22 protein-coding genes are annotated in these 21,281 nt (G+C 30.6%); 1 reads left to right on the plus strand and 21 read right to left on the minus strand.

All coding sequences use genetic code 11. The annotated features are described in order from the left end of the window. From truB to SOR77_RS08495, 19 genes are all read right to left on the minus strand, one after another. Positions 1-423 (minus strand): tRNA pseudouridine(55) synthase TruB (gene truB, locus SOR77_RS08405; protein ID WP_320636663.1); only part of this gene is annotated, 423 nt, incomplete at its 3' end. Continuing rightward, positions 398-1,372: a bifunctional oligoribonuclease/PAP phosphatase NrnA gene (locus SOR77_RS08410; RefSeq protein WP_320636664.1), complete on the minus strand. Its 975-nt coding sequence runs from the start codon at positions 1,370-1,372 to the stop codon at positions 398-400. The genes truB and SOR77_RS08410, both read right to left, overlap by 26 nt. Beyond that, on the minus strand, positions 1,350-1,706 hold the full coding sequence (rbfA, locus tag SOR77_RS08415) for a 30S ribosome-binding factor RbfA (RefSeq protein WP_320636665.1): 357 nt from the start codon (positions 1,704-1,706) through the stop codon (positions 1,350-1,352). Before rbfA ends, SOR77_RS08410 begins: the two co-directional genes overlap by 23 nt. 1 nt (position 1,707) lies before the next feature. Next, on the minus strand, positions 1,708-4,044 hold the full coding sequence (infB, locus tag SOR77_RS08420; protein WP_320636666.1) for a translation initiation factor IF-2: 2,337 nt from the start codon (positions 4,042-4,044) through the stop codon (positions 1,708-1,710). A gap of 15 nt (positions 4,045-4,059) precedes the next feature. Further along, complete coding sequence (rnpM, locus tag SOR77_RS08425) at positions 4,060-4,332, minus strand: RNase P modulator RnpM (protein ID WP_004821570.1); 273 nt, start codon at positions 4,330-4,332, stop codon at positions 4,060-4,062. A 29-nt stretch (positions 4,333-4,361) separates the two neighbouring features. Next, complete coding sequence (gene nusA, locus SOR77_RS08430) at positions 4,362-5,552, minus strand: transcription termination factor NusA (protein WP_320636667.1); 1,191 nt, start codon at positions 5,550-5,552, stop codon at positions 4,362-4,364. Between the two features lie 8 nt (positions 5,553-5,560). Continuing rightward, on the minus strand, positions 5,561-6,022 hold the full coding sequence (rimP, locus tag SOR77_RS08435; protein WP_320636668.1) for a ribosome maturation factor RimP: 462 nt from the start codon (positions 6,020-6,022) through the stop codon (positions 5,561-5,563). Positions 6,023-6,125: 103 nt separating this feature from the next. Then, the gene (locus SOR77_RS08440; RefSeq protein WP_320636669.1) at positions 6,126-10,352 is read right to left on the minus strand and encodes a PolC-type DNA polymerase III; all 4,227 of its coding nucleotides are present in this window, start codon (positions 10,350-10,352) and stop codon (positions 6,126-6,128) included. A 7-nt stretch (positions 10,353-10,359) separates the two neighbouring features. Then, on the minus strand, positions 10,360-11,412 hold the full coding sequence (ispG, locus tag SOR77_RS08445) for a flavodoxin-dependent (E)-4-hydroxy-3-methylbut-2-enyl-diphosphate synthase (RefSeq protein WP_320636670.1): 1,053 nt from the start codon (positions 11,410-11,412) through the stop codon (positions 10,360-10,362). Between the two features lie 4 nt (positions 11,413-11,416). Beyond that, positions 11,417-12,418 carry an RIP metalloprotease RseP gene (gene rseP / locus SOR77_RS08450; RefSeq protein ID WP_320636671.1) on the minus strand — a complete coding sequence of 334 codons (1,002 nt, stop codon included), beginning with the start codon at positions 12,416-12,418 and terminating at the stop codon, positions 11,417-11,419. Between the two features lie 13 nt (positions 12,419-12,431). Beyond that, positions 12,432-13,208 carry a phosphatidate cytidylyltransferase gene (locus SOR77_RS08455; protein WP_320636672.1) on the minus strand — a complete coding sequence of 259 codons (777 nt, stop codon included), beginning with the start codon at positions 13,206-13,208 and terminating at the stop codon, positions 12,432-12,434. Further along, the gene (locus tag SOR77_RS08460) at positions 13,201-13,920 is read right to left on the minus strand and encodes an isoprenyl transferase (RefSeq protein WP_320636673.1); all 720 of its coding nucleotides are present in this window, start codon (positions 13,918-13,920) and stop codon (positions 13,201-13,203) included. Before SOR77_RS08460 ends, SOR77_RS08455 begins: the two co-directional genes overlap by 8 nt. Positions 13,921-13,961: 41 nt before the next feature. Beyond that, positions 13,962-14,519, minus strand: coding sequence for a ribosome recycling factor (frr, locus tag SOR77_RS08465; RefSeq protein WP_320636674.1), 558 nt, complete (start codon positions 14,517-14,519; stop codon positions 13,962-13,964). A gap of 10 nt (positions 14,520-14,529) precedes the next feature. Beyond that, on the minus strand, positions 14,530-15,237 hold the full coding sequence (gene pyrH / locus SOR77_RS08470; RefSeq protein WP_320636675.1) for a UMP kinase: 708 nt from the start codon (positions 15,235-15,237) through the stop codon (positions 14,530-14,532). Between the two features lie 9 nt (positions 15,238-15,246). Further along, positions 15,247-15,894, minus strand: coding sequence for a translation elongation factor Ts (gene tsf, locus SOR77_RS08475; protein WP_320636676.1), 648 nt, complete (start codon positions 15,892-15,894; stop codon positions 15,247-15,249). A gap of 56 nt (positions 15,895-15,950) precedes the next feature. Beyond that, the gene (rpsB, locus tag SOR77_RS08480; RefSeq protein WP_320636677.1) at positions 15,951-16,736 is read right to left on the minus strand and encodes a 30S ribosomal protein S2; all 786 of its coding nucleotides are present in this window, start codon (positions 16,734-16,736) and stop codon (positions 15,951-15,953) included. Further along, positions 16,660-16,869 (minus strand): hypothetical protein, encoded by a 210-nt coding sequence (locus SOR77_RS08485; protein ID WP_320636678.1) that lies wholly within the window; start codon positions 16,867-16,869, stop codon positions 16,660-16,662. Before SOR77_RS08485 ends, rpsB begins: the two co-directional genes overlap by 77 nt. A gap of 28 nt (positions 16,870-16,897) precedes the next feature. Beyond that, positions 16,898-17,716, minus strand: a complete 819-nt coding sequence (locus SOR77_RS08490; protein ID WP_320636679.1) for an ABC transporter permease subunit — start codon at positions 17,714-17,716, stop codon at positions 16,898-16,900. After that, on the minus strand, positions 17,713-18,843 hold the full coding sequence (locus SOR77_RS08495) for an ABC transporter ATP-binding protein (RefSeq protein ID WP_320636680.1): 1,131 nt from the start codon (positions 18,841-18,843) through the stop codon (positions 17,713-17,715). Before SOR77_RS08495 ends, SOR77_RS08490 begins: the two co-directional genes overlap by 4 nt. A 101-nt stretch (positions 18,844-18,944) precedes the next feature. Here SOR77_RS08495 and ychF point away from each other — a divergent pair, with 101 nt between their 5' ends. After that, the gene (ychF, locus tag SOR77_RS08500; protein ID WP_320636681.1) at positions 18,945-20,036 is read left to right on the plus strand and encodes a redox-regulated ATPase YchF; all 1,092 of its coding nucleotides are present in this window, start codon (positions 18,945-18,947) and stop codon (positions 20,034-20,036) included. A 161-nt stretch (positions 20,037-20,197) separates the two neighbouring features. Here the strand turns inward: ychF and SOR77_RS08505 are convergent, their stop codons facing one another. After that, positions 20,198-20,470 carry a hypothetical protein gene (locus SOR77_RS08505; protein WP_320636682.1) on the minus strand — a complete coding sequence of 91 codons (273 nt, stop codon included), beginning with the start codon at positions 20,468-20,470 and terminating at the stop codon, positions 20,198-20,200. 79 nt (positions 20,471-20,549) lie between these two features. Continuing rightward, positions 20,550-21,281 (minus strand): SH3 domain-containing protein (locus SOR77_RS08510; protein WP_320636683.1); only part of this gene is annotated, 732 nt, incomplete at its 5' end.

Consider the following 21,281-nt stretch of genomic DNA (forward strand, 5'->3'; position numbering starts at 1 on the left):
TCTTTTTGGTATTTCAATTTTTTCACCAGCTCTAGCATATTCATATAACTTTTTTCCTTTTATTTTTATAGCGGAATATATAGGTGGTTCTTGAAGAATATCTCCTGTGAAATTTACTAGTTCTTTTTTTAGCGAATCTTCAGAAGGGATCATAGTACTCGTGTGAGTCACATTACCTGTTATATCTAATGAATCTGTCTGAATTCCAAATTTAAACTCGGCAATATATTCTTTACTAGAAGCTGTAAGTCTATCAGATAATTTTGTTGCTTTACCTATTAATACAGGCAATACACCTGTAGCTATAGGGTCTAAAGTACCTGTGTGTCCTACCTTTTTTATGCCTAGTTTTCTTCTAACCATATAAACCACATCATGACTAGTAACTCCTTTTGGCTTATCGATTACTAGAACTCCATCCATTTAGTTCACCTTCAACAATTTTTACAATATCATTAATTCTATCGCTTAATGGTAGGGGCAAAGTTGCTCCTGCCGCTCTAATATGTCCTCCGCCACCGAAAGAAGATACTATATTTATTGCATTAATATATTCTTTTGTACGTACAGAAAGTCTGATGTTTTCTTTCTTTTCTTTTAATAAAACAGCTACTTCTACTCCACTAATATCTCTTATAAATTCAACGATACCTTCTGAATCGCTTTTATTAGCTCCACATGATTCTATCATTTTATCATCAACATAAGCTATAGCTAACTTTGAATCAAAATAGTATTTGATTGAATTCATAGCCATAATTAGTAGAGACGTTTTTTCTTTAGAGCGATTTTGATATAAATTAACTCCTATTTTATTTATATCTATCTTTTTATCAATTAATATCCCCGCTGCATTAAATGTAGATTTTTTTACGCTGTCATATTTAAAACTTCCTGTATCTGTCGATATCCCGGTATATAGACAAGTTGCAGCATCAGTATTTATTTCATAACCTAAATCATTAAACAAATAAAATATTAATTCGCAAGTTGCAGGAGAGTTTGGGTCTACTAAATTTATATCTCCAAAGTTAGTATTTGTACTGTGATGATCTATATTTATCTTGTTTTTTGCAGAAAGATATAAATTTTTTAAAGCTCCTATTCTATCTAAATCCGCACAGTCCACTGTAATAAATAAATCCGGAGCTTTCAAGCCCTCATCTGTAACTATTTCTGAAAGTCTAGGTAAAAATTTTAAATTCTCAGGTATCTCATCTATTACAACAGCTTTAACATCTTTTCCGATTCCTTTTAAAATTATATAAGTTCCCATTAGAGACCCCACATTGTCTCCATCCGGATTCATGTGGGATGCTACATAAATTGTATTAGCGGAACTTATAGCTTTAGCTATCTCTTCTGTTACCATGGTTTACCTCATTTATCAATCTATTCATTTCCAAGCCTCTTTCAATAGAATCATCATGAATAAATATAAGTTCAGGCATAGCTCTTAACTTAACCATTCTAGAAAGTTCTTTTTTTATAAATCCTTTAGATGAGTTAATTCCTTGCATAGCCTCTTCTATTTCATTCGTAAAAAATGATATATATACTTTTGCAAATGATAAGTCGTTAGTTACATCTACTCTTGATACACTAACTATATCAGGAACTCTTGGATCTTTTAATTTATTTTGTATTACATCAGATATGGCTCTTCTAACTTCTTCTGATATTTGTTGTGTACGTTTTGGATTCATATTACTCCCTCTTAACTTCTTTCATAATATAACATTCTATAAGGTCTCCATCTTTAACATCGTTAAATCCTTCTATTCCAAGGCCACCTTCAAAGCTAGTATTTAATTCTTTTACATCATCTTTAAATCTCTTAAGAGAGGCTACTTCACCTTCATGAATAACTACATCTTCTCTTAAAACCCTTATTTTAGCATTACGAACTATCTTTCCTGACAGCACATAAATACCAGCTACTATTATATTTCCAGGAAGTTTAAATGTTTGTCTAACTTCACATCTTCCCATGATCTCTTCAACGATATCAGGATCGAGCATACCTTTTACAGCTTTTTCTACATCATCTATAATGTCATATATAACTCTATATGTTCTTACATCAACTTCCTCATTCTTTGAAAGTTCAATAGCATTGATGTTAGGCCTTACATTAAATCCTACGACAATGGCATTTGATGCAGAAGCTAAAGTTACATCACTTTCATTAATTCCGCCAACGCCTGAATGGATTACATTTATTTTAACTTCTTCATTGGATAGTTTAAGAAGAGATTGAATTAAAGCCTCAACTGATCCCTTAACATCGGCTTTAACCACGATATTTAGGTCTTTCATTTCCCCTTCTTTTATTCTGTCAAATAAATTATCTAACGAAACCTTGCTTCCTGAATTTATTCTATTTTTTCTTAATTCTTCTCTATTAGAGTCGGCTATAGTTCTTGCAGTTTTTTCATCTTCTACAGCATAGATAAGTTCCCCGGCATTTGGAACATCTGACAAACCTAAAATTACAGCTGGCATAGATGGGCCTGCCTTTTTAATGTTCCTATTTTTATCGTCTGTCATAGCTCTAATTCTTCCACTTGATACTCCAGATACTACAGTATCCCCAAAGTTAAGTGTACCTTTTTGAACTAAAACAGTAGCCATAGGTCCTTTACCTTTATCTAACTTAGCCTCTATAACAGTACCAACTGCCATTCTATTAGGGTTTGCTTTTAATTCTTGCATTTCTGCAACCAAGTTTATCATTTCTAATAGTTCATCAATACCTTCTTTAGTCTTTGCTGAAACGGGAACCATAATAGTATCTCCACCCCAGTCTTCACTCATCAATCCATTTTCAAGAAGTTCTTGTTTTACACGGTCAATGTTAGCGCCTGGTTTATCAATTTTATTAATAGCAACTATTATTGGTACATTTGCAGACTTTGCATGAGATATTGCTTCTATTGTTTGAGGCATTACACCATCATCTGCGGCAACTACTAATATAGCTATATCTGTTATTAAAGCTCCTCTCAATCTCATAGAGGTAAATGCTTCATGACCTGGAGTATCTAAGAAAGTTATCTTCTTTTTGTTTACTGTTACAGTATAAGCACCTATATGTTGAGTTATACCACCAGCTTCAGATTCTTGAACATGAGACTTTTTAATAACGTCTAGAATAGAAGTCTTGCCATGGTCTACATGTCCCATAACAGTTACAACTGGAGGACGGCTTTTTAAGTCTTTTTCGCTATCTTCGTAATCAAGTCCTAACTTTTCTTCTATGGAAATTTCTTGTTCTGGTTCATCTATAACTATTTCTATGCCTAGTTCATCCGCTACTAATATACAAGTGTCTTCATCTATTTCCTGATTTTGACTTGCCATTATCCCAAGAACAATCAATTTAGAAATTATTTGTGTCACCGGCAAAAATAATTTCTCTGCAAATTCCTTTACAGTTATAGGCGCTTTTATTTTTATAGGAGACTCATCATTTTTTATAGCATCAATTTTATCTTGCTTTTTTTGAGCTTTAGATCTTTTTTTAGCAGGAGTTTTTTTTGTTAAATCTCTTTGTTTTCTCCTGTTTCCAAGTTCATTTAAATCTTCCATATCAATTTTATTGTATTGATTTTTTTTCTTCTTATTTTTACCTACGCTTATTCCCTCAGATTTAAAATTTTCTTTTGTATTATGTTTCTTGCTAAAATTTTTATCTGATTTAAATTCTTTATTCTTTTCAGAATTTTTAGTGTCTTTATTTTTTTTATTATCGAAATTTTTATTCAATTGTTGTTGACCACTCTTACCTTTATTATCTTTTATATGTTTATTCTTTGTATCTGAATTATTAACTTCATCATTTACAACAGAATTTTTATTTTGTATATTTTTTGCTCCTCCAGATTTAGATTGATAAGCATTCCTTATCTTTTTTTCATCTTCAGGCTCTAGTGTTGACATATGATTTTTAACATCAATATTTAATTCTGCCATTTTTTGTAGTAAATCCTTACTACTTAGGTTTAATTCTTTCGCCAATGCATGTACTCTAATTTTTGACATACGGCCACCTCCTAATTAAGGCATATCTTTAATGGATCTTTTTAATTCTTCAATAGTTTCATCATCTATCTCCATTTCAAATGCTCTGTTTAAAGCTTTAGACTTTATTGCTTTGTCCAAACAATTTTCATCATAGCACAGATATGCACCTCTGCCATTTTTTCTACCACTAACGTCTAGGAAAACTTCGCCTTCTTTATTTTTTACAACTCTTATAAGCTCTGATTTAGGTTTATTTTCTCCACAACCCAAACATTTTCTCATAGGTACTTTTTTTGGTTTTGTCATAAATTCTCCAACGCCTTTAAATATATAATCTAATTCTCATCTTTTTCAATTCCTCTAGTTATTTCATTTGAAATTTCTACTGAATCGTCATGATTTTCTATTGTTTCTTTTGAAAAATCAGACTTACAACCATATCTTTCGTATAAATCTTCTTCAGTTATATTTTCAATTTCTAAATATTGTTCATACTGAGTTGTACTCTTTATATCAATTTTCCAACCTGTAAGTTTTGCAGCTAATCTAGCATTTTGTCCTTCTTTTCCTATAGCCAAAGACAATTGGTAATCCAGAACAACTACTAAAGCCGACTTTTCTTTTTCATTAATAAAAACTTTTTCTACTTTAGATGGGCTTAATGCATTTGCTATAAAAGTATCTATATCTTTGCTATAAATTACAATATCAACTTTTTCATCATGTAATTCATCTACAATGGCTTTAACTCTTGCTCCTTTATAGCCGACACAAGCTCCCAACGGGTCTACTTCTTCGTCCTTTGAAAATACAGCTATCTTGGTTCTAGAACCTGCTTCTCTTGCTATTGAATAAACTTCAACTATTCCCTCGGCTATTTCTGGGACTTCTAATTCAAACAGTCTCTTCACTAAGTTAGGATGAGATCTTGATAATATTATTTGAGGGCCTTTAGTTGTTTTCTTTACTTCAACTAATAGCAACTTAAATCTAGCGCCTTGTTTATAGGTTTCACCTTTTATTTGCTCTGAAGGTAGCAATATAGCCTCAGTTTTTCCAAGGTCAAAGAATACATTTCCGTATGATACTCTTTGAACTTGACCTGTTATTATCTCATTTTCTCTGTCTGTAAAATCATCGAATATTATATCTCTTTCAGCATCCTTTATTCTTTGAATTACTACTTGTTTAGCTGTTTGAGCTGCTATTCTTCCAAATTTTGCAGGATCTACCATTTTGGAAAAGACATCTCCAACTTCATATTTAGTGTCTAATTTCTTTGCTTGACTTATTGAAAGTTGAGTTTTGTCATCAATTAAATCTTCATCTGCAACTATATCTTGCAGTGCATAAATGTCAATTTTACCTGTTTCTCTATCTATATTTACTTCTACATTTTGGCTTGTTCCAAAATTCTTTTTATAACTTGAAACCATAGCTGCTTCAAGTGCGGAAAATACAACTTCTTTTGAAATTCCCTTTTCTTTTTCTAGCTCATCTAAGGCCTCTATGAATTCTTGATTCATATTTCCTCCTAAAATTTAATGGTTTGTACCATGTTTGCAATTGTTTTGATCGGAATGTTGATGATATTAGATTCAGATTCGATTTCAACATTTTCTTTATCATAATTAAGTAATGAACCTTCTATCTGTTTTTTACCATAAATTGGTGCATATAGCTTGATTGTTACATCTTTACCCATGTTTCTTCTATAATCATCTTGTGTCTTTAATGGTCTGTCTAATCCTGGAGAAGATACTTCTAAATAATAAGAATTTTCTATTATATCTAAGTTTTCAATATCTTCATCTATAGCTCTACTCATCTTAGAACAATCATCTAAATCTATCCCTTCTTCTCTATAGATAAAAATAGATAATAAATCATGTTTTTTGCCAGCTTTGTATTCAATATCTACTAATTCATATCCAAGTATATTGGCATGCTTTAGTGCAATTTCTTTAATTTTGCCAACTATTTCTTTCTTGCTCATTATACACCCCCTATTTACAAAAACAAGAGTGGGAAAACCCACTCTTTAGTAACTTTCTATTTATTAATTTAATTATATCACATATAAAAATTATTTCAAGCAACTAAAAGTTAAACAGGCTTATTTGGTTAGTTTCTTGAAAATCATCTAATAAATGATTTTGTTTTAATATTTCAGTTGTACTCTTTCCAGTACCTGTTCTCTTTTTAAAGTCTTCAATAGAAATAAAAGGTCCATTTTCTCTTTCCAAAACTATTTGCTTAGCTACAGAGTCACCAACTCCTATAAAAGCCCTTAGCGGTAATAAGACTTTATTATTTTTTATAGAAAACCTACTTGCCTCAGACTCATATATATCTGCATTCTCAAACTCATATCCTCTCGCAAACATTTCAAGAACCACCTCTAATATAGTAATTTGTCCTTTTTCCTTAGCTGTTAAAGTATCAGCTTTTTTCAATTCTTCAACCCTATTTTTAACAGCTTCATATCCTTGAAGCACAAGTTCTCCATCAAAATCATTAAGCTTTATAGTGAAAAATGTAGCATAGAAGGCCAAAGGATAATTCAATTTAAAATAAGCTATTCTAAAAGACTGCGTCACATATGCAACAGCATGTGCTTTTGGAAACATATATTTGATTTTTTCACACGATTCAATGTACCATTCAGGAAGAGCTAGATTTTTCATTATAGTTTTTTGTTCTTCTGTAAGACCTTTCCCCTTACGTACTTTTTCCATAGTATCAAATGCCATTTTATTTTCGGCACCTGCACGAATTAAGTATGTCATAATATCTTCTCTAGTACATATAACATCTGATAATTCTGCTCTTCCATCATTTACTAAACTTTGAGCATTGTTTGTCCATACATCAGTTCCATGAGACAAACCAGATATTCTTACTAAATCAGCAAAGTTTTTAGGTTCAGTTTCAATTAACATTTGTTTTACAAATCCTGTGCCAAATTCTGGAATTCCTAGTGTTCCAGTCTTTGTTTTAAAAATATCTTCATTTAAATTTAGAGCTTTTGCATTTCTAAAGAGGCTTAAAGTTTCAGGGTCATTTAGAGGTATTTTGCTTGAATTTATACCTGTAAAATCTTCCAGCATTTTTATTATTGTAGGACCGTCATGCCCTAATATATCAAGTTTAAGAATTTTACCATGAATGAAATTATAATCAAAATGGGTAGTTATTACAGTTGAATTTATATCATCAGCTGGATGTTGTATTGGAGTAAAATCAAAAACTTCTTTATTCTTTGGTACAATCATTACTCCCCCAGGGTGTTGCCCTGAAGTTCTTTTAATACCTACTAAATTATTAACTAGTCTATCTATTTCAGCTGAATGAACTGATTGGTTTTCAAAATATTTTCGCACATATCCATAAGCTGTTTTATCCGCTACTGTGCCTATTGTACCTGCACGAAATACATAACCTTCACCTAATAATTCTTCTGTATATTTATGAGCATTAGGTTGATATTCTCCTGCAAAATTCAAATCGATATCAGGTTCTTTATCTCCATTAAATCCTAAGAATACTTCAAAAGGTATGTCATGCCCATCTTTTTTCATCTTCGTTCCACAAACAGGACAATTTTTATCTTCAAGGTCTACTCCTGAACCAACTTCTCCATTAGTAAAAAACTCTGAATATTTACAATTAGGACATACATAGTGTGGCACAAGTGGGTTGACTTCTGTTATAGAAGCCATAGTAGCTGCAAATGATGAGCCCACAGAACCTCTAGAGCCTACTAAATATCCATCTCCATTTGATTTAGCAACTAGCTTTTGTGCAATTATATACAATACCGCGTATCCATTGTCTATAATACTTTTTAATTCTATTTCAAGTCTATCCTCAACTATCTTAGGTAAAGTTTCGCCATATATTTCATGCGCTTTATTATAACAGATATTGCGTAAATCATCCTCAGCTCCATCAATAGATGGTGGATAAGTTCCATCAGGTATTGGATTTAATTTTTCAATAGTATCTGCTATTTTATTTGTATTTTCAACAACTACTTCATATGATTCTCTTTCTCCTAAATAACTAAAGCTTCTAAGCATTTCATCTGTTGTCCTAAAAAAGAGAGTTTTGGGAATATTGGCTCCTCTGACTGGTGGTGTTTGACTAGATAATATAATCCTTCTAGTTAAATCATCCTTAGGTTCTAAGTAAAATACATCCCCAGTAGCAACTACTGGAATATTTAAATCCCTTCCCAAATTATAAAGATAAGTATTTATTTCCTCTAAATCTTTTTTATCTTTTACCATTCCGTTTTGTATAAGCTCTATATTATCTTCAATAGGCTGCAACTCTATATAGTCAAAAAACTTTGCTATTTCTCTTATTTTACTTTCTTCTTCCATATTTAGAACAGCTTCAAACAAAGGTGATTTAGAAGTTCCACTTCCAATTAACAAACCTTCGCGATATTTTTCTATTAAAGATTTAGGAACTTTTGCAACTCTACTAACATATTTTAAATGAGATGCCGAAACTAATTTATATAAATTTTTAAGCCCTATATTATTCTTAACTAAAATAGAAACTGGTGATTCAAAGAGTACTGCCGGATTTATATTGCTAGATAAAATATTCAAGTTTGAAATTGCATCTTTATCTTTTGCTAACTCAAGTAATTTTATAAAAACTAAAGCCGTAGCTTGTGCATCATTTACCGCTCTATGAGCATTGACAAGTGATACTCCAAACTTTTTAGAAAGAGCTCCTAAATTAAATCTTTTCATATCAGGTACTAAAGCCCTAGCTAGATATAAAGTATCAACTACATCGAAATTAAATTTCAAATTATATTTAGTCATATCTCTGCGTATAAATCTTGTATCAAATGCCGCATTATGTGCAACTAGTACAGTATCTTTACAGAAATCATAGAAATCAAATATCACTTTATCAATCATCGGTTCTTCGCTAATTAAAGCCGGTGTAATTCCCGTTAATTTCTGAACTTCTTCTGGTATCGGTCTATTAGGGTTTATTAGTTGAGAAAAATGATCTATTATAACTCCATCTTTTACTTTTACTGCACCTATTTCTGTAATTTCATCAGTTCTTGGAGAAAAACCAGTGGTTTCAATGTCAAAAACTACAAAAGTTCTGTTTTCTAAAGATGGGTCATTTGTACACATAAGTATCTTAGGGTCATCATCTATATAATTGGCATCCAATCCATATAAAATCTTCAAGTCATAATTTTTACTCGCATCCATCGCCTCAGGGAAACCTTGAACATCAGCTAGATCTGTAATTGCAATTGAATTCATCCCAAGAGCTTTAGCCCTTTTAGCAAAATCTTTAAATGGGTTAATTCCATTCATAGTGCTCATTCTTGTGTGCAATCTCAATTCAACACGCTTGATTTCTTGTTGGTCTACAGGAACTTCTTCTGGAACAATTTCTAAATATCTTATAAATAAAGCTTGGTCTCTTAGGAAATTATCATATTGAGGATTACCAGTAACTAAAATTGTAGTACCTACACTTAAATTAGCATCAAATTCCGCTTTTCTATCTTCCGATAAAAATACTTTCGCATAATAAGAACCTGAATGGTCATTTAATGAAATTGTATATATAAATTTTGAATCCTTTATTTCCTTGATGTCAATTTTGAATATCTTGCCTATTATAGTTACCTTAGGTTGATTTAAATTTACATTGGCTATTTGAGAAATCTCATAAATATCTTTTTTACCGTACTTAAATTCTTTTTCTGCAACAACCTCTTGTTTTGCAACTGCCCTATAGATTTCTGTATTTTGAATTAAATTCTTTTCAAATTCTTGAATTTCATCTAATTTCTTTTCAAGTTCTTCTTCACTACATAGGCAATTTTCTTTAGGCTTTATAAATTCTATTTTATATTCTTTAAATGAAAGTAATTTTTCTCTCAACTTTTCACTTAACCCATTTGATGTCAAAGCGTAATATAACTCCTCTTTAGGAGGAGCTATACTTATACTACTTTCATTTGTTACGATTTCAATGTTTTGTATACAACTTCTAATAGATGGACTATATTCTAGCAATGTATTAATTACTACATCTTCAACGGATATAAAGTTAGAAATTTCAAAACTGCACTTAACATTTAAACCAGATAAATATTTTTGTAACTCAGCCTCTAGTAGAGATTTATTTTCGCCAGTTAATTCAACATTACAAAGAAATTCAAATTTAACACTTAAATTATTTTTATCTAATATACACTTTTTGAATTGAACTTCAGTTTTGGGAAAATTATTTTCTAAATTTAATTCTTTTAATAATTTTTCAAATTCCATAATATACCTACATATTTTTGATTTCTTTTACTAACTCATCTAACAAATTTTCTTCAGAAATTTTTTTGACTATTACACCTTTTTTAAATAAGATAGCCTCTCCTATTCCCCCGGCAATTCCTATATCAGCTTCTCTTGCCTCTCCAGGACCGTTAACAGCGCATCCCATAAGTGCTATTTTCAAATTTTTCTTTATAGGAGAAAGTTGCTTTTCAGCTTTTTCCACTAAACTTAACAGATCAATATTTGTTCTTGCACAAGTAGGACATGAAATTATCTCAATACCATCTGTCAAAAGATTTAAAGACTTCAAAATTTCTCTTCCAACCTTTATTTCTTCAACAGGGTCAGATGTTAAAGAAACTCTTATAGTATCGCCTATTCCCTCTCTTAGAAGATATCCTATTCCAACAGCAGATTTAACAGCACCTTGAAATGCAGGACCTGCTTCAGTTATTCCTAAATGTAATGGATAATCACATATTTTTGAAAACTCACTATAAGAATCTATTGATAAATTAACATTTGAAGCTTTCAGAGAAACTTTAATATCAAAAAAGTTTAAATCTTCTAAAACTTCTATTTCTCTCATCGCTGATTGTACAATAGAATTTGCATTTACTCCTCCCATTTCAGAGAGCAAATCTTTGTGAATTGAACCTGAATTAACACCAATTCTAATAGGGAGCCCATAGTGTTTACAAACTTCAACCACTTCTTTAACTTTATTTTTGTCTCCAATATTTCCAGGGTTTATTCTAATACAATCTGCTCCCATCTCGGCGCTCATAACTGCCAATCTATGGTCAAACTGTATATCTACTACTACAGGAATATGAATAGATTTTTTTATTTTTTGTATAGCTTCTGCATCATCTCTATCATTTACAGCAAATCTAATAATGTCACATCCTACATTTTCTAATTGTAAAATTTGAGCTACTGTAGACTGTACATCTTTAGTTTTGGTATTTGTCATGGATTGAACTGTAATAGGAGCGTCTCCACCAACAGGAACATTTCCAACCACAATCTGTTTTGTTTGCCTTCTATTAATCATAAAATCACCCATTTATTATTCTGTTTAAATCACCAAAAATCGTTACATATATCATAATACCAAATAAAAATGATAAGCCTATTAAGCTAAGAGAATTTTCAACTTTTTCACTTAACTTTTTACCTGTTATAGACTCAATAAGTAAAAATAAAAATTTCCCACCATCAAGAGCTGGTATTGGTAATAAATTAATTATAGCTAAATTAGCACTTATTATTCCTAAAATATTTAAAAGATTTAAATACCCTTTAGCCGTTTCTTTTCCTATTAAATTTATTACTCCTACTGGTCCTGCTAACATAGATACTTTTGCTTCTCCACTAAAAAGCATTTTTATTGTTTTAAATACATCTTTTATAACAGATAAAGTATGCTTAAAAGCAGCTGTAAAAGAACTCAAAAAATTCTTTTGAATTTTAGGAGTAATTCCTATTACATGTTTTCCATTTTTTAACTCTGGTTTAACATTTAATGAAATTTCTTTACCATCTCTATTAACAGCTATTGAAACTTCATCTGTTTTACTTGAAATATTCCTTACTAAATTATCCCAATCTCTAATCTCAACATTTTCTATTCTTACAACTCTATCCCCTGATAACATACCTGCCATCTTTGCTGGTGAATTATCAATTACATCTTTAACTACATTGGTTCTAACACCTAAAATTGAAAAAACAATCAAAAACGCTATAACTGCTAGTATAAAATTCATAATTACGCCTGCTATGACAACAGCCATTCTTTTAAAAACATTGACATTGTTAAAAGCTCTTGGGTCATTGGAATTTTCTTCTTCTCCTTCCATAGCAACATATCCACCTATTGGTAACAATCTTAAGCTGTATGAAGTTTCTCCCTTTATAGTACTTACTAGTTTTGGCCCCATGCCAATTGAAAATTCATTAACTTTTATATTGCAAAGTTTAGCAACCGTAAAATGTCCTAATTCATGTAATGTTATTACTAACATAAATACTATTATCGATCCGATTAATGTGCTCATATTTCCTCCCGAACTATAAATTATTGACTATATTTAATAGAGAATATATAAGTGGAATTATAAATATAATTGAATCTATTCTATCCATAACTCCTCCATGTCCTGGTAATAAATTGCTATAGTCTTTAATCCTGGCAAGCCTTTTTATCTTTGATGCAAACAAGTCGCCTATCTGACCCATAACAGATGCCAAGACAATAAATATTACACTCAATATACTAAAATTTAGATTAAAATACATTAAATAAAATATTGAACAAATAAGACATCCAAGAATTCCACCAATAAAGCCTTCTACAGACTTTTTAGGGCTTACACTTTCCAGCAATTTTATCTTTCCAAAATTTGCACCTGTAAGATATGCAAATGTATCAGTAGAAAAAGCTATGATAAATACCAAATATAAAAATGGAGTTTTATCTAAGCTGATTAATAGGCTTAAATTTAATGGAATATAATAAAATATTAGCATTGTTATTCCGCTATCTACTAATGATATCTTATTTGAAAAAAGATAACTAATAGCTAAAACAAAAAAAACTACAATTAAACTACTAAAAATATTTAAATTTAAAGTTTGCAATCCTATTATACTAATTAAGCCTACCATAATAGCTATAATATTTAGTTTTATATTTATTAAATTAAGAGCTCTGCTCATTTCATAAATAGCTAAAATACTTACTAATAGAATAGTCCCTTTAAGGGCAAATCCTCCTATAAATAAAACTATAGAAATTAAAATTAATCCTATTAATGCTGTTATAGCTCTAGTACGTAGATCACTCATCAATTCCCCCATAACGTCTACTTCTTTTTTGAAAATCACTTATGGCATTTAACAAAACTTCTTCAGTGAAATCAGGCCATAATACATCTGAAAACCAAAATTCACTATATGCTAATTGGTATAACATAAAATTACTAACTCTTAATTCTCCAGAAGGCCTAATCAAAAGATCTAATTCATCTTGATTAGAAGTATATAGATGATTTTCAAATACTTTTGAAGTAATATCTTCAAGCTTAATATTTCCATTTAAAACTTCTTCTACAACTAATTTGGTAGCTCTTACAATTTCATCTCTTCCACCATAATTTAGTCCAATATTTAATATCATTTTATCATTATGCTTTGTTTCATTCAATGCACGCTCAACAGATAGCCTCACTTTAGTTGGTAATTGAGAAATATCGCCTAAGACATTAATTTTAATATTGTTTTTCTTTATTTTTTCAAGTTGATTTTCTATATAATAAATTAATAAATCCATTAGCTTAGATATTTCTGATTCAGGTCTTTTCCAATTTTCTGTAGAAAAAGCATACAGAGAAAGAGATTTTATTCCTAATTTATAACAAGCTTCTACTATTTCAATAACCCTTTTCGTACCTTCTCTGTGACCAAAAGTTCTATGAAGCCCTCTTTTTTTTGCCCATCTTCCATTTCCATCCATTATTATACCAATGTGTTTTGGAAGATTATTCATATCAATGTTCATTATTCCTCCATATAAAATTAGGACCCTTTTGGGCCCTAATCTCAAATTTCTAACAATTCACTTTCTTTATCTTTAGTAATCTTGTCAACTTCTTCAATATATTTATCTGTTATTTTTTGAATTTCGTCTTCAGCTCTTTTTCTATCATCTTCAGTTATTTCATTAGATTTTTCTAATTTTTTAATCTCTTCCATAGAATCACGTCTGATGTTTCTAAGAGCAACTTTAGCATTTTCGCTGTTCTTTTTTACAACTTTAATAAGATCTTTACGCCTTTCCTCAGTTAATTGAGGAATTACAAGTCTTACTATTTTTCCATCATTAGATGGTGTTATTCCTAAATCAGATCTTAAAATAGCCTTTTCAATTTCAGGAATAGTATTTGCATCCCAAGGTTGGATTGCAAGTAATCTTGGTTCTGGAGCTGAAATTCCGGCAATTTGGTTAAGAGGTGTTGTTTGTCCATAATAATCAATTGCAATTTTATCTAATAAAGTTGGATTTGCCCTACCAGCACGAATACTTTGAAGATCTTCTTTGTAAACTGAAATAGACTTAGACATTTTCTGTTCAGAATCTTTTTTTACATCAGATATCATATTTCTCTCCTTAACGCACTTTTGTGCCCATATCTTTACCTTCAACAACATTTAACATGGATTTTTCTTCATCAATTCCAAAAACTACTAGTGGAATTTGATTATCCATACATAATGAGGTTGCAGTGGTATCCATAATTTTTAACTCTCTATTTAAAATTTCAAGGTATGATAATTCTTTAAACTTTTTAGCATTTGAATTTAATTTAGGGTCACTATCATAAATTCCATCAACGCCCTTTTTAGCTATGAGTATAACTTCAGCATCAATTTCCGCAGCTCTTAAAGCTGCAGTAGTATCAGTAGAAAAATATGGACTGCCTGTTCCTGCTGCAAAAATTACTACTCTCCCTTTTTCAAGGTGTCTTATAGCTCTTCTTCTTATATATGGCTCAGCCACATCTTTCATTTCTATAGCAGTTTGAACTCTTGTCATTACTCCCAAATTTTCAAGAGAATCTTGAAAAGCAAGAGCATTCATAACTGTTCCTAACATGCCCATATAGTCTGAAGTAGCTCTATCCATATCAGCTGAATCTCTGCCTCTCCAGAAATTTCCGCCACCTACTACAACACTAGTCTCAACACCCAAGGCATGAATTGCTTTAATTTGCTCAGAAATTTTCTTAACAGTAGGAATATCAATTCCAACTCCTTTATCTCCTGCTAACGCTTCTCCTGATAACTTTAAAACAACTCTTTTATATTTAGGCTCCATATTGGCTCCTTATTGTCCTATTTGTTTTGCAACTTCTTCTGCAAAATCTTCTTCTCTCTTTTCAAGTCCTTCGCCAACTTCATATCTAACAAATCTTCTTACACTAATTTTTTCTCCAATTTTAGCAGAGATATTGTTTAATAAATCTTGAACTTTAACATCAGGGTCTTTTATGAATTTTTGGTCTAAAAGTACGATCTCTTCATAGAATTTTTCAAGTCTTCCAGCAACCATCTTTTCAACTATCTTTTCAGGTTTTCCTTCATTTAAAGCTTGTTCTGTAAGAACTTTTTTTTCATGTTCAAGAACATCTTGAGGAACTTCTTCACGAGTTACATATTTAGGGTTTACAGCTGCAATTTGCATAGCTATATCTTTTACAAAACTCTTAAATTCATCATTTTTAGCTACGAAATCAGTTTCAGTGTTTACTTCTACTAAAACTCCAATTCTTCCTCCATGAATGTAAGATTCTACAATACCTTCACTTGCAATTCTTCCTGATTTTTTAGCAACAGAAGACAATCCTTTTTCCCTTAAAATGTCTACCGCCTTGTTTATATCTCCATTTGCTTCTTGTAACGCTTTCTTACAATCCATCATACCTGCTGATGTCTTGTCTCTTAATTCTTTGATTAATGCTGCTGTTATTTCCATAATTTACCTCCTAAAAAAGAGAGTTCAAAGACAAGCTTTAGAACTCTCAAAATTAATTACGCTTCTATATTTTCTACAGTATCCTCTGCTTGAGATTCTTCATTTTTAACTTCTTCAGATTCTTCTTTAACTTCATCTTCAGAAAAATCTACATTTTGAGTACCTTGTTTACCTTCTAATACTGCGTTTGCCATTGTTTCAGTTATTAGCTTTACAGCTCTAATAGCATCGTCATTTCCTGGAATTGGAAAATCAATTTCATCAGGATCACAGTTGGTATCAATAATTCCTATTACAGGAATTCCTAAAATATGAGCTTCTTTTACAGCTATTCTCTCTTTACGTGGATCAACTACAAATATAGCATCTGGAATTCTACCCATATCTTTAATTCCGCCAAGAAACTTTTCTAATTTTTCTCCTTCATGTCTTATTTGTATAATTTCTTTTTTAGGAAGAGCTTCAAAAGTCCCATCTTCTTCCATTTCTTCTATTCTATGAAGTCTATCTATTCTCTTTCTTATTGTCTGATAGTTAGTTAAAAGACCGCCCAACCATCTTTGATTTATAAATGGCATTTCACATCTCTTAGCTTCTTTTTCTATAGCATCTTGAGCTTGTTTTTTAGTACCTACAAAAAGAATAGTACCGCCATCAGCTGAAATCTCTCTAATAAATTCATAAGCTTCATTTATTTTCTTTACTGTTTTTTGAAGGTCTATTATATAAATACCGTTTCTTTGAGTAAAGATAAATCTAGCCATCTTAGGATTCCATCTTCTTGTTTGATGCCCAAAGTGAACCCCTGCTTCTAATAAGTTTTTCATTGCTACTACTGACAAAAAAATTCCCCCTTTGTTTAAATCCTCCACCTTCATCATCTGTAATTGAGGACATTTCTGCAACTCTCAACACATCAAAAGGTGTGTGTAGTAAATCATCGGTTACAAGTATAGCATATAAGTTAGTATTCATCAAGAAAAAAATCCTGTTTTAAACAGGATTAATAATCTAATTCTTTTGAATTGTAAATAATATATGAAAGTAGCACAAATATAATTAAAATCACTAAATTTATTCCCATCCCCGCAATATTAAACTCTTCTTTTACAAAAAATACTGGGTTGAAAATTTCCAAAGTAAATTTTTCCACAACCGCCTTAAATGTAGCACCATATATTTTCCCAAAAATTGTTATTAATAATGTAAGTAATACAAATAAAATTGATGTGCCTTCAGTAAAATTAGTTGATTTAGACATAGAACTAAAAAATAACCCTACACTCATAAACACTAACCCGCCAATAAACATTCCGCCAAATATTTTTGCTATTGCAAATATTGCCATTTGCATGCTCACTTCTACTTCCATGTGTATGACATATACTATTCCAAAAGTCACTAGAGCCAATGAGAACAACATGATAAAATATGTTAACATATTTGCTAAAAACTTTTGAGTTACTATTTCACTTCTGGAAATAGGATTTGAATATATATAACCTATTGAGCCTTGTGATTGTTCTCTAGCTAGAGAATTTGCACCTAGTTGCATTGCAAACATTGCAATAAATACAAATATATATTGAAATATAAACCCTAAATAGTCTGAAATATCTGTATAATCTATACCCTCTTTAAATCCTAATACATTTTTTACATTATCAGAAAGAGATGAAAGAAAGCTATCAAAAATGCTTTTCATATTTGCATCTAACATGAGTATATAAATAGACATCAGCAACCCGGTCAAAATTGAAATAACTAATAACCAAGCAAAAAGTTTTGAAAGATTAGATTTTACTTCTCTAGAAAAAATCATTTTTTCACCCCCTCCTCAGATACATCCTCGGGTTTTTTAATAACCTCTCCATCCTTTAAAATTGTTCCTTTAGGAGCTAATTGGATAGTATCATGATTGATATTTTCTGAAATAATATCAACATCATTATCTTGAACATCAGTAACATTTACATCTGCTTCAACTTCTGTTTCAGTTTTAATTGCAGTTTCTATATTTTCATTTTTTAGCGAAAGGTTTCTATGATAATTAGCTTCTATTTCATATGCATGTTCAGTATCATAATAAGCGGAGATTTTATCTCTAAGAGATGAATTTTCAATTGTATAATCATCTATCATATGTCTGCTAATTACATTTGATAATAAATTCATATCTTTATCATAATAAAATATTTTTTCATACGGAGAATTTTTTAATAGAATAGCTCCTATTTCAGTGAATGGAGTTAAATCTGAAATGTTTGTATGAATTCTTATTAATTTATCATTTGAAATCTTATCCTTTAAATATTCTATATCTCTTATCTTTCCATCATATAGGTAAGCCGCTCTATCACAATATCTTTGCGCTTCCATTAAACTATCTGTAAGCACAAAGACAGTTAGTCCTTCATTTTCTTTTAAATATTTTAAATGATCAAAAAGAATAGCAACCTGTTCACTAGATAATCCTTTAGATGGTTCATCCATTACTATTAACCTTGGTTTTATAATAAGAGCATTTATAACAGCAAAAAGTTTCTTCTCTGATCCTGTCATTTCAGAAAATCTTAATCTTTGATTAAAATTAAAAAGTTCCAATAATTTATCCAACTCTTCTGTATTTTGTAGATTATGAGCAGACAAAGTCTTCTTAAACAAATATGACGCTCTAACATTTTCATTAAATACAACTTCCTCTGGAATATATGAAACACTTTCTTTTATATATTTAGAATCTTTAGTACAATCCATATCATAAACCATCACTTGCCCTTTTGCAGGTTTAAGATAATTGAATATTATTCTAGCTATTGTAGTCTTTCCAGCCCCTTCGAGTCCTAAAAGTGCAAAAAATTCACTCTCCAAAACTTCTAAATCGAGGTTTTGAAATACCTTTTTTTTGCCCATTCTCTTCGTCAAATCACTTATGACTATAGCACTCATTACATTCACCTCTTTTAAATTTATTAATTTTATTATAATATATTTCTTAGATAAAACCAATTAAATTGTAAATTTAAATAAACTAATGAAAGAGGACAAAAATGAAACTAGGAATTGTAGGATTACCTAATGTTGGTAAATCAACACTTTTTAATGCTTTGACAAAAGCTGGAGCTGAGGCTGCAAATTATCCATTCGCCACTATCGAACCAAATGTTGGAGTTGTAAGTGTCCCAGATGAAAGGCTTAATGTTCTTTCTAAAATGAGCAACTCAGCTAAAATTGTACCTGCACATATAGAATTTTTTGATATAGCTGGACTTGTTAAAGGCGCAAGCAAAGGCGAAGGATTGGGAAATCAATTTTTAGCAAATATCAGAGAAGTTGATGCTATAGTACATGTAGTAAGATGTTTCGACAATGATAATGTCATCCATGTTGATGGTTCAGTTGATCCGTTAAGAGATATAGAAAATATAAATTTAGAACTTATTTTTTCTGACTTAGAACAAATTGAAAAAAGACTATTAAAAACAGAAAAACAATTAAAAGGAGATAAAACTTTAACTTTTGAAGTTGAGTTGCTAAAAAAATTAAGAGATATTTTAGAATCAGGCTTACCCGCTAGAAATTTAGATATAACATATGAAGAGAAAAAATTTCTTAAAAATTATCAATTACTTAGCGATAAAAGTGTTATATATGTTGCTAATATATCTGAAGATGAAGTCAATAAAAACGAAGAAAATGAATTAGTAAAAAAAGTTAGAGAATTTGCTAAAAATCAAAACGATGAGGTTGTAGTTATCAGCTGTGAAATAGAATCTCAAATTCAATCTCTAGATGATGATGAAAAAGAAATGTTTATGGAAGAACTAGGTTTAGAAAGTGCAGGTTTAGATAAATTAATCAAATCAAGTTATAAACTTTTAGGTCTTATCTCTTATCTAACCACTGGAGAAATGGAGACACGTGCTTGGACTATAGTAGATGGCACCAAAGCTCCTGGTGCTGCGGGTAAAATTCATACTGATTTTGAAAGAGGCTTTATAAAAGCAGACATAATATCATATGAAGACCTTGTTAAATCAGGTTCTATGGCTGAAGCAAGAGAAAAAGGTCTCATCAGAAGTGAGGGGAAAGAATATGTAATGAAAGACGGGGATGTAGTAAATTTTAAATTTAATGTTTAACTTTTTTGAAATACTGTAATTTACTAAGATTGTGATGTCTACTTGATTTGACATCACTTTTCTTTTTCGAAATTTATCGAAATTTGTCGAAATTTTGCGAAATTTTCGAACCCGTTGCACAACAGTTGCACAACATTCTGAAAATAAAAATAGCCAGAGGATTATTCCCCTGGCTTAAATTGATTAAACACACTATCAACTATCTTGTCATATAGCTTCCCTGCTGCTAATCCAAGCACGATACCGTTTAGCACACTTTCTATACTCACACCATTTTGAGCAATAGTTGCTAAAGCACCTAAAAAAATTCCTATCAATTCTAAATATTTATATGCACTTTCAGGCATTACTTTTTTGATAGATTGCAAAACCCCAACGAGTGCAACAACAATTAACATATTAGCTACTACTAAATTACTTATAAAATTTTCCATATTTTCCTCCTAAAAACGGCTTTATATACGCCATTCTAATCCATCTAAAATTTACATTAATACAAATGTATGTCTTAAATTACATAATAATTTGTACTTTATCGCCTTGCCATTCAACTTTAGCTCCTATTGATTCAAAAATATTTCTTATAGCTTTTTCTTCATTATTGATATAAGCATAAGTCACTCCATCAATTATATATCCTTTTTTAAAGAAATTACCATTTATAAAAATTTGAATATTTTCAGCAGGAGTTGTATTTTTTAAGTCTATATAAGCTGCGCTAACATAAGCATTTTTACCATTATAGTTTAATTCAAACCAATCATCAGCTTTAGCACTTATCTGAATTTCTTGACCTTTTTTAAGTGTTCCAACTTTTTCAGCATTCACTGAATTAGCACTTCTAACATTAAGTACATTCGCTGTTACAATTCCTTTAGCGGTAAATTTCACAACATTTTTAACTACAATATTAGAGGCTTCCAAAGCTTTAACTCTAAAAGCACGTTGCCACGCTATACGCTTTTTTGAATACACTCCAACTCCTGCATATATAGCTTCAAATACTTGATTATTACCTAAATAGATACCTACGTGTCCGAAGTATACTCCGTTCTTATCATTTCTATACCACACAATATCCCCGCGTTTAAGTTCAGACATTGGAATTTCTCTAAATCTACTGTCCCCTTCTACGCCCATTCTGTGTGTAGTTACGTTCACACCTTTTCTACTATTCCAATTTAAATTATCTAAAGCTTTTTGAATTAGTGACGAACAGTCGCTATATCCTTTTTGAAGTCTTTT

The sequence above is a fragment of the Peptoniphilus sp. genome, assembly GCF_034090345.1.
Lineage (GTDB): Bacteria > Bacillota > Clostridia > Tissierellales > Peptoniphilaceae > Peptoniphilus.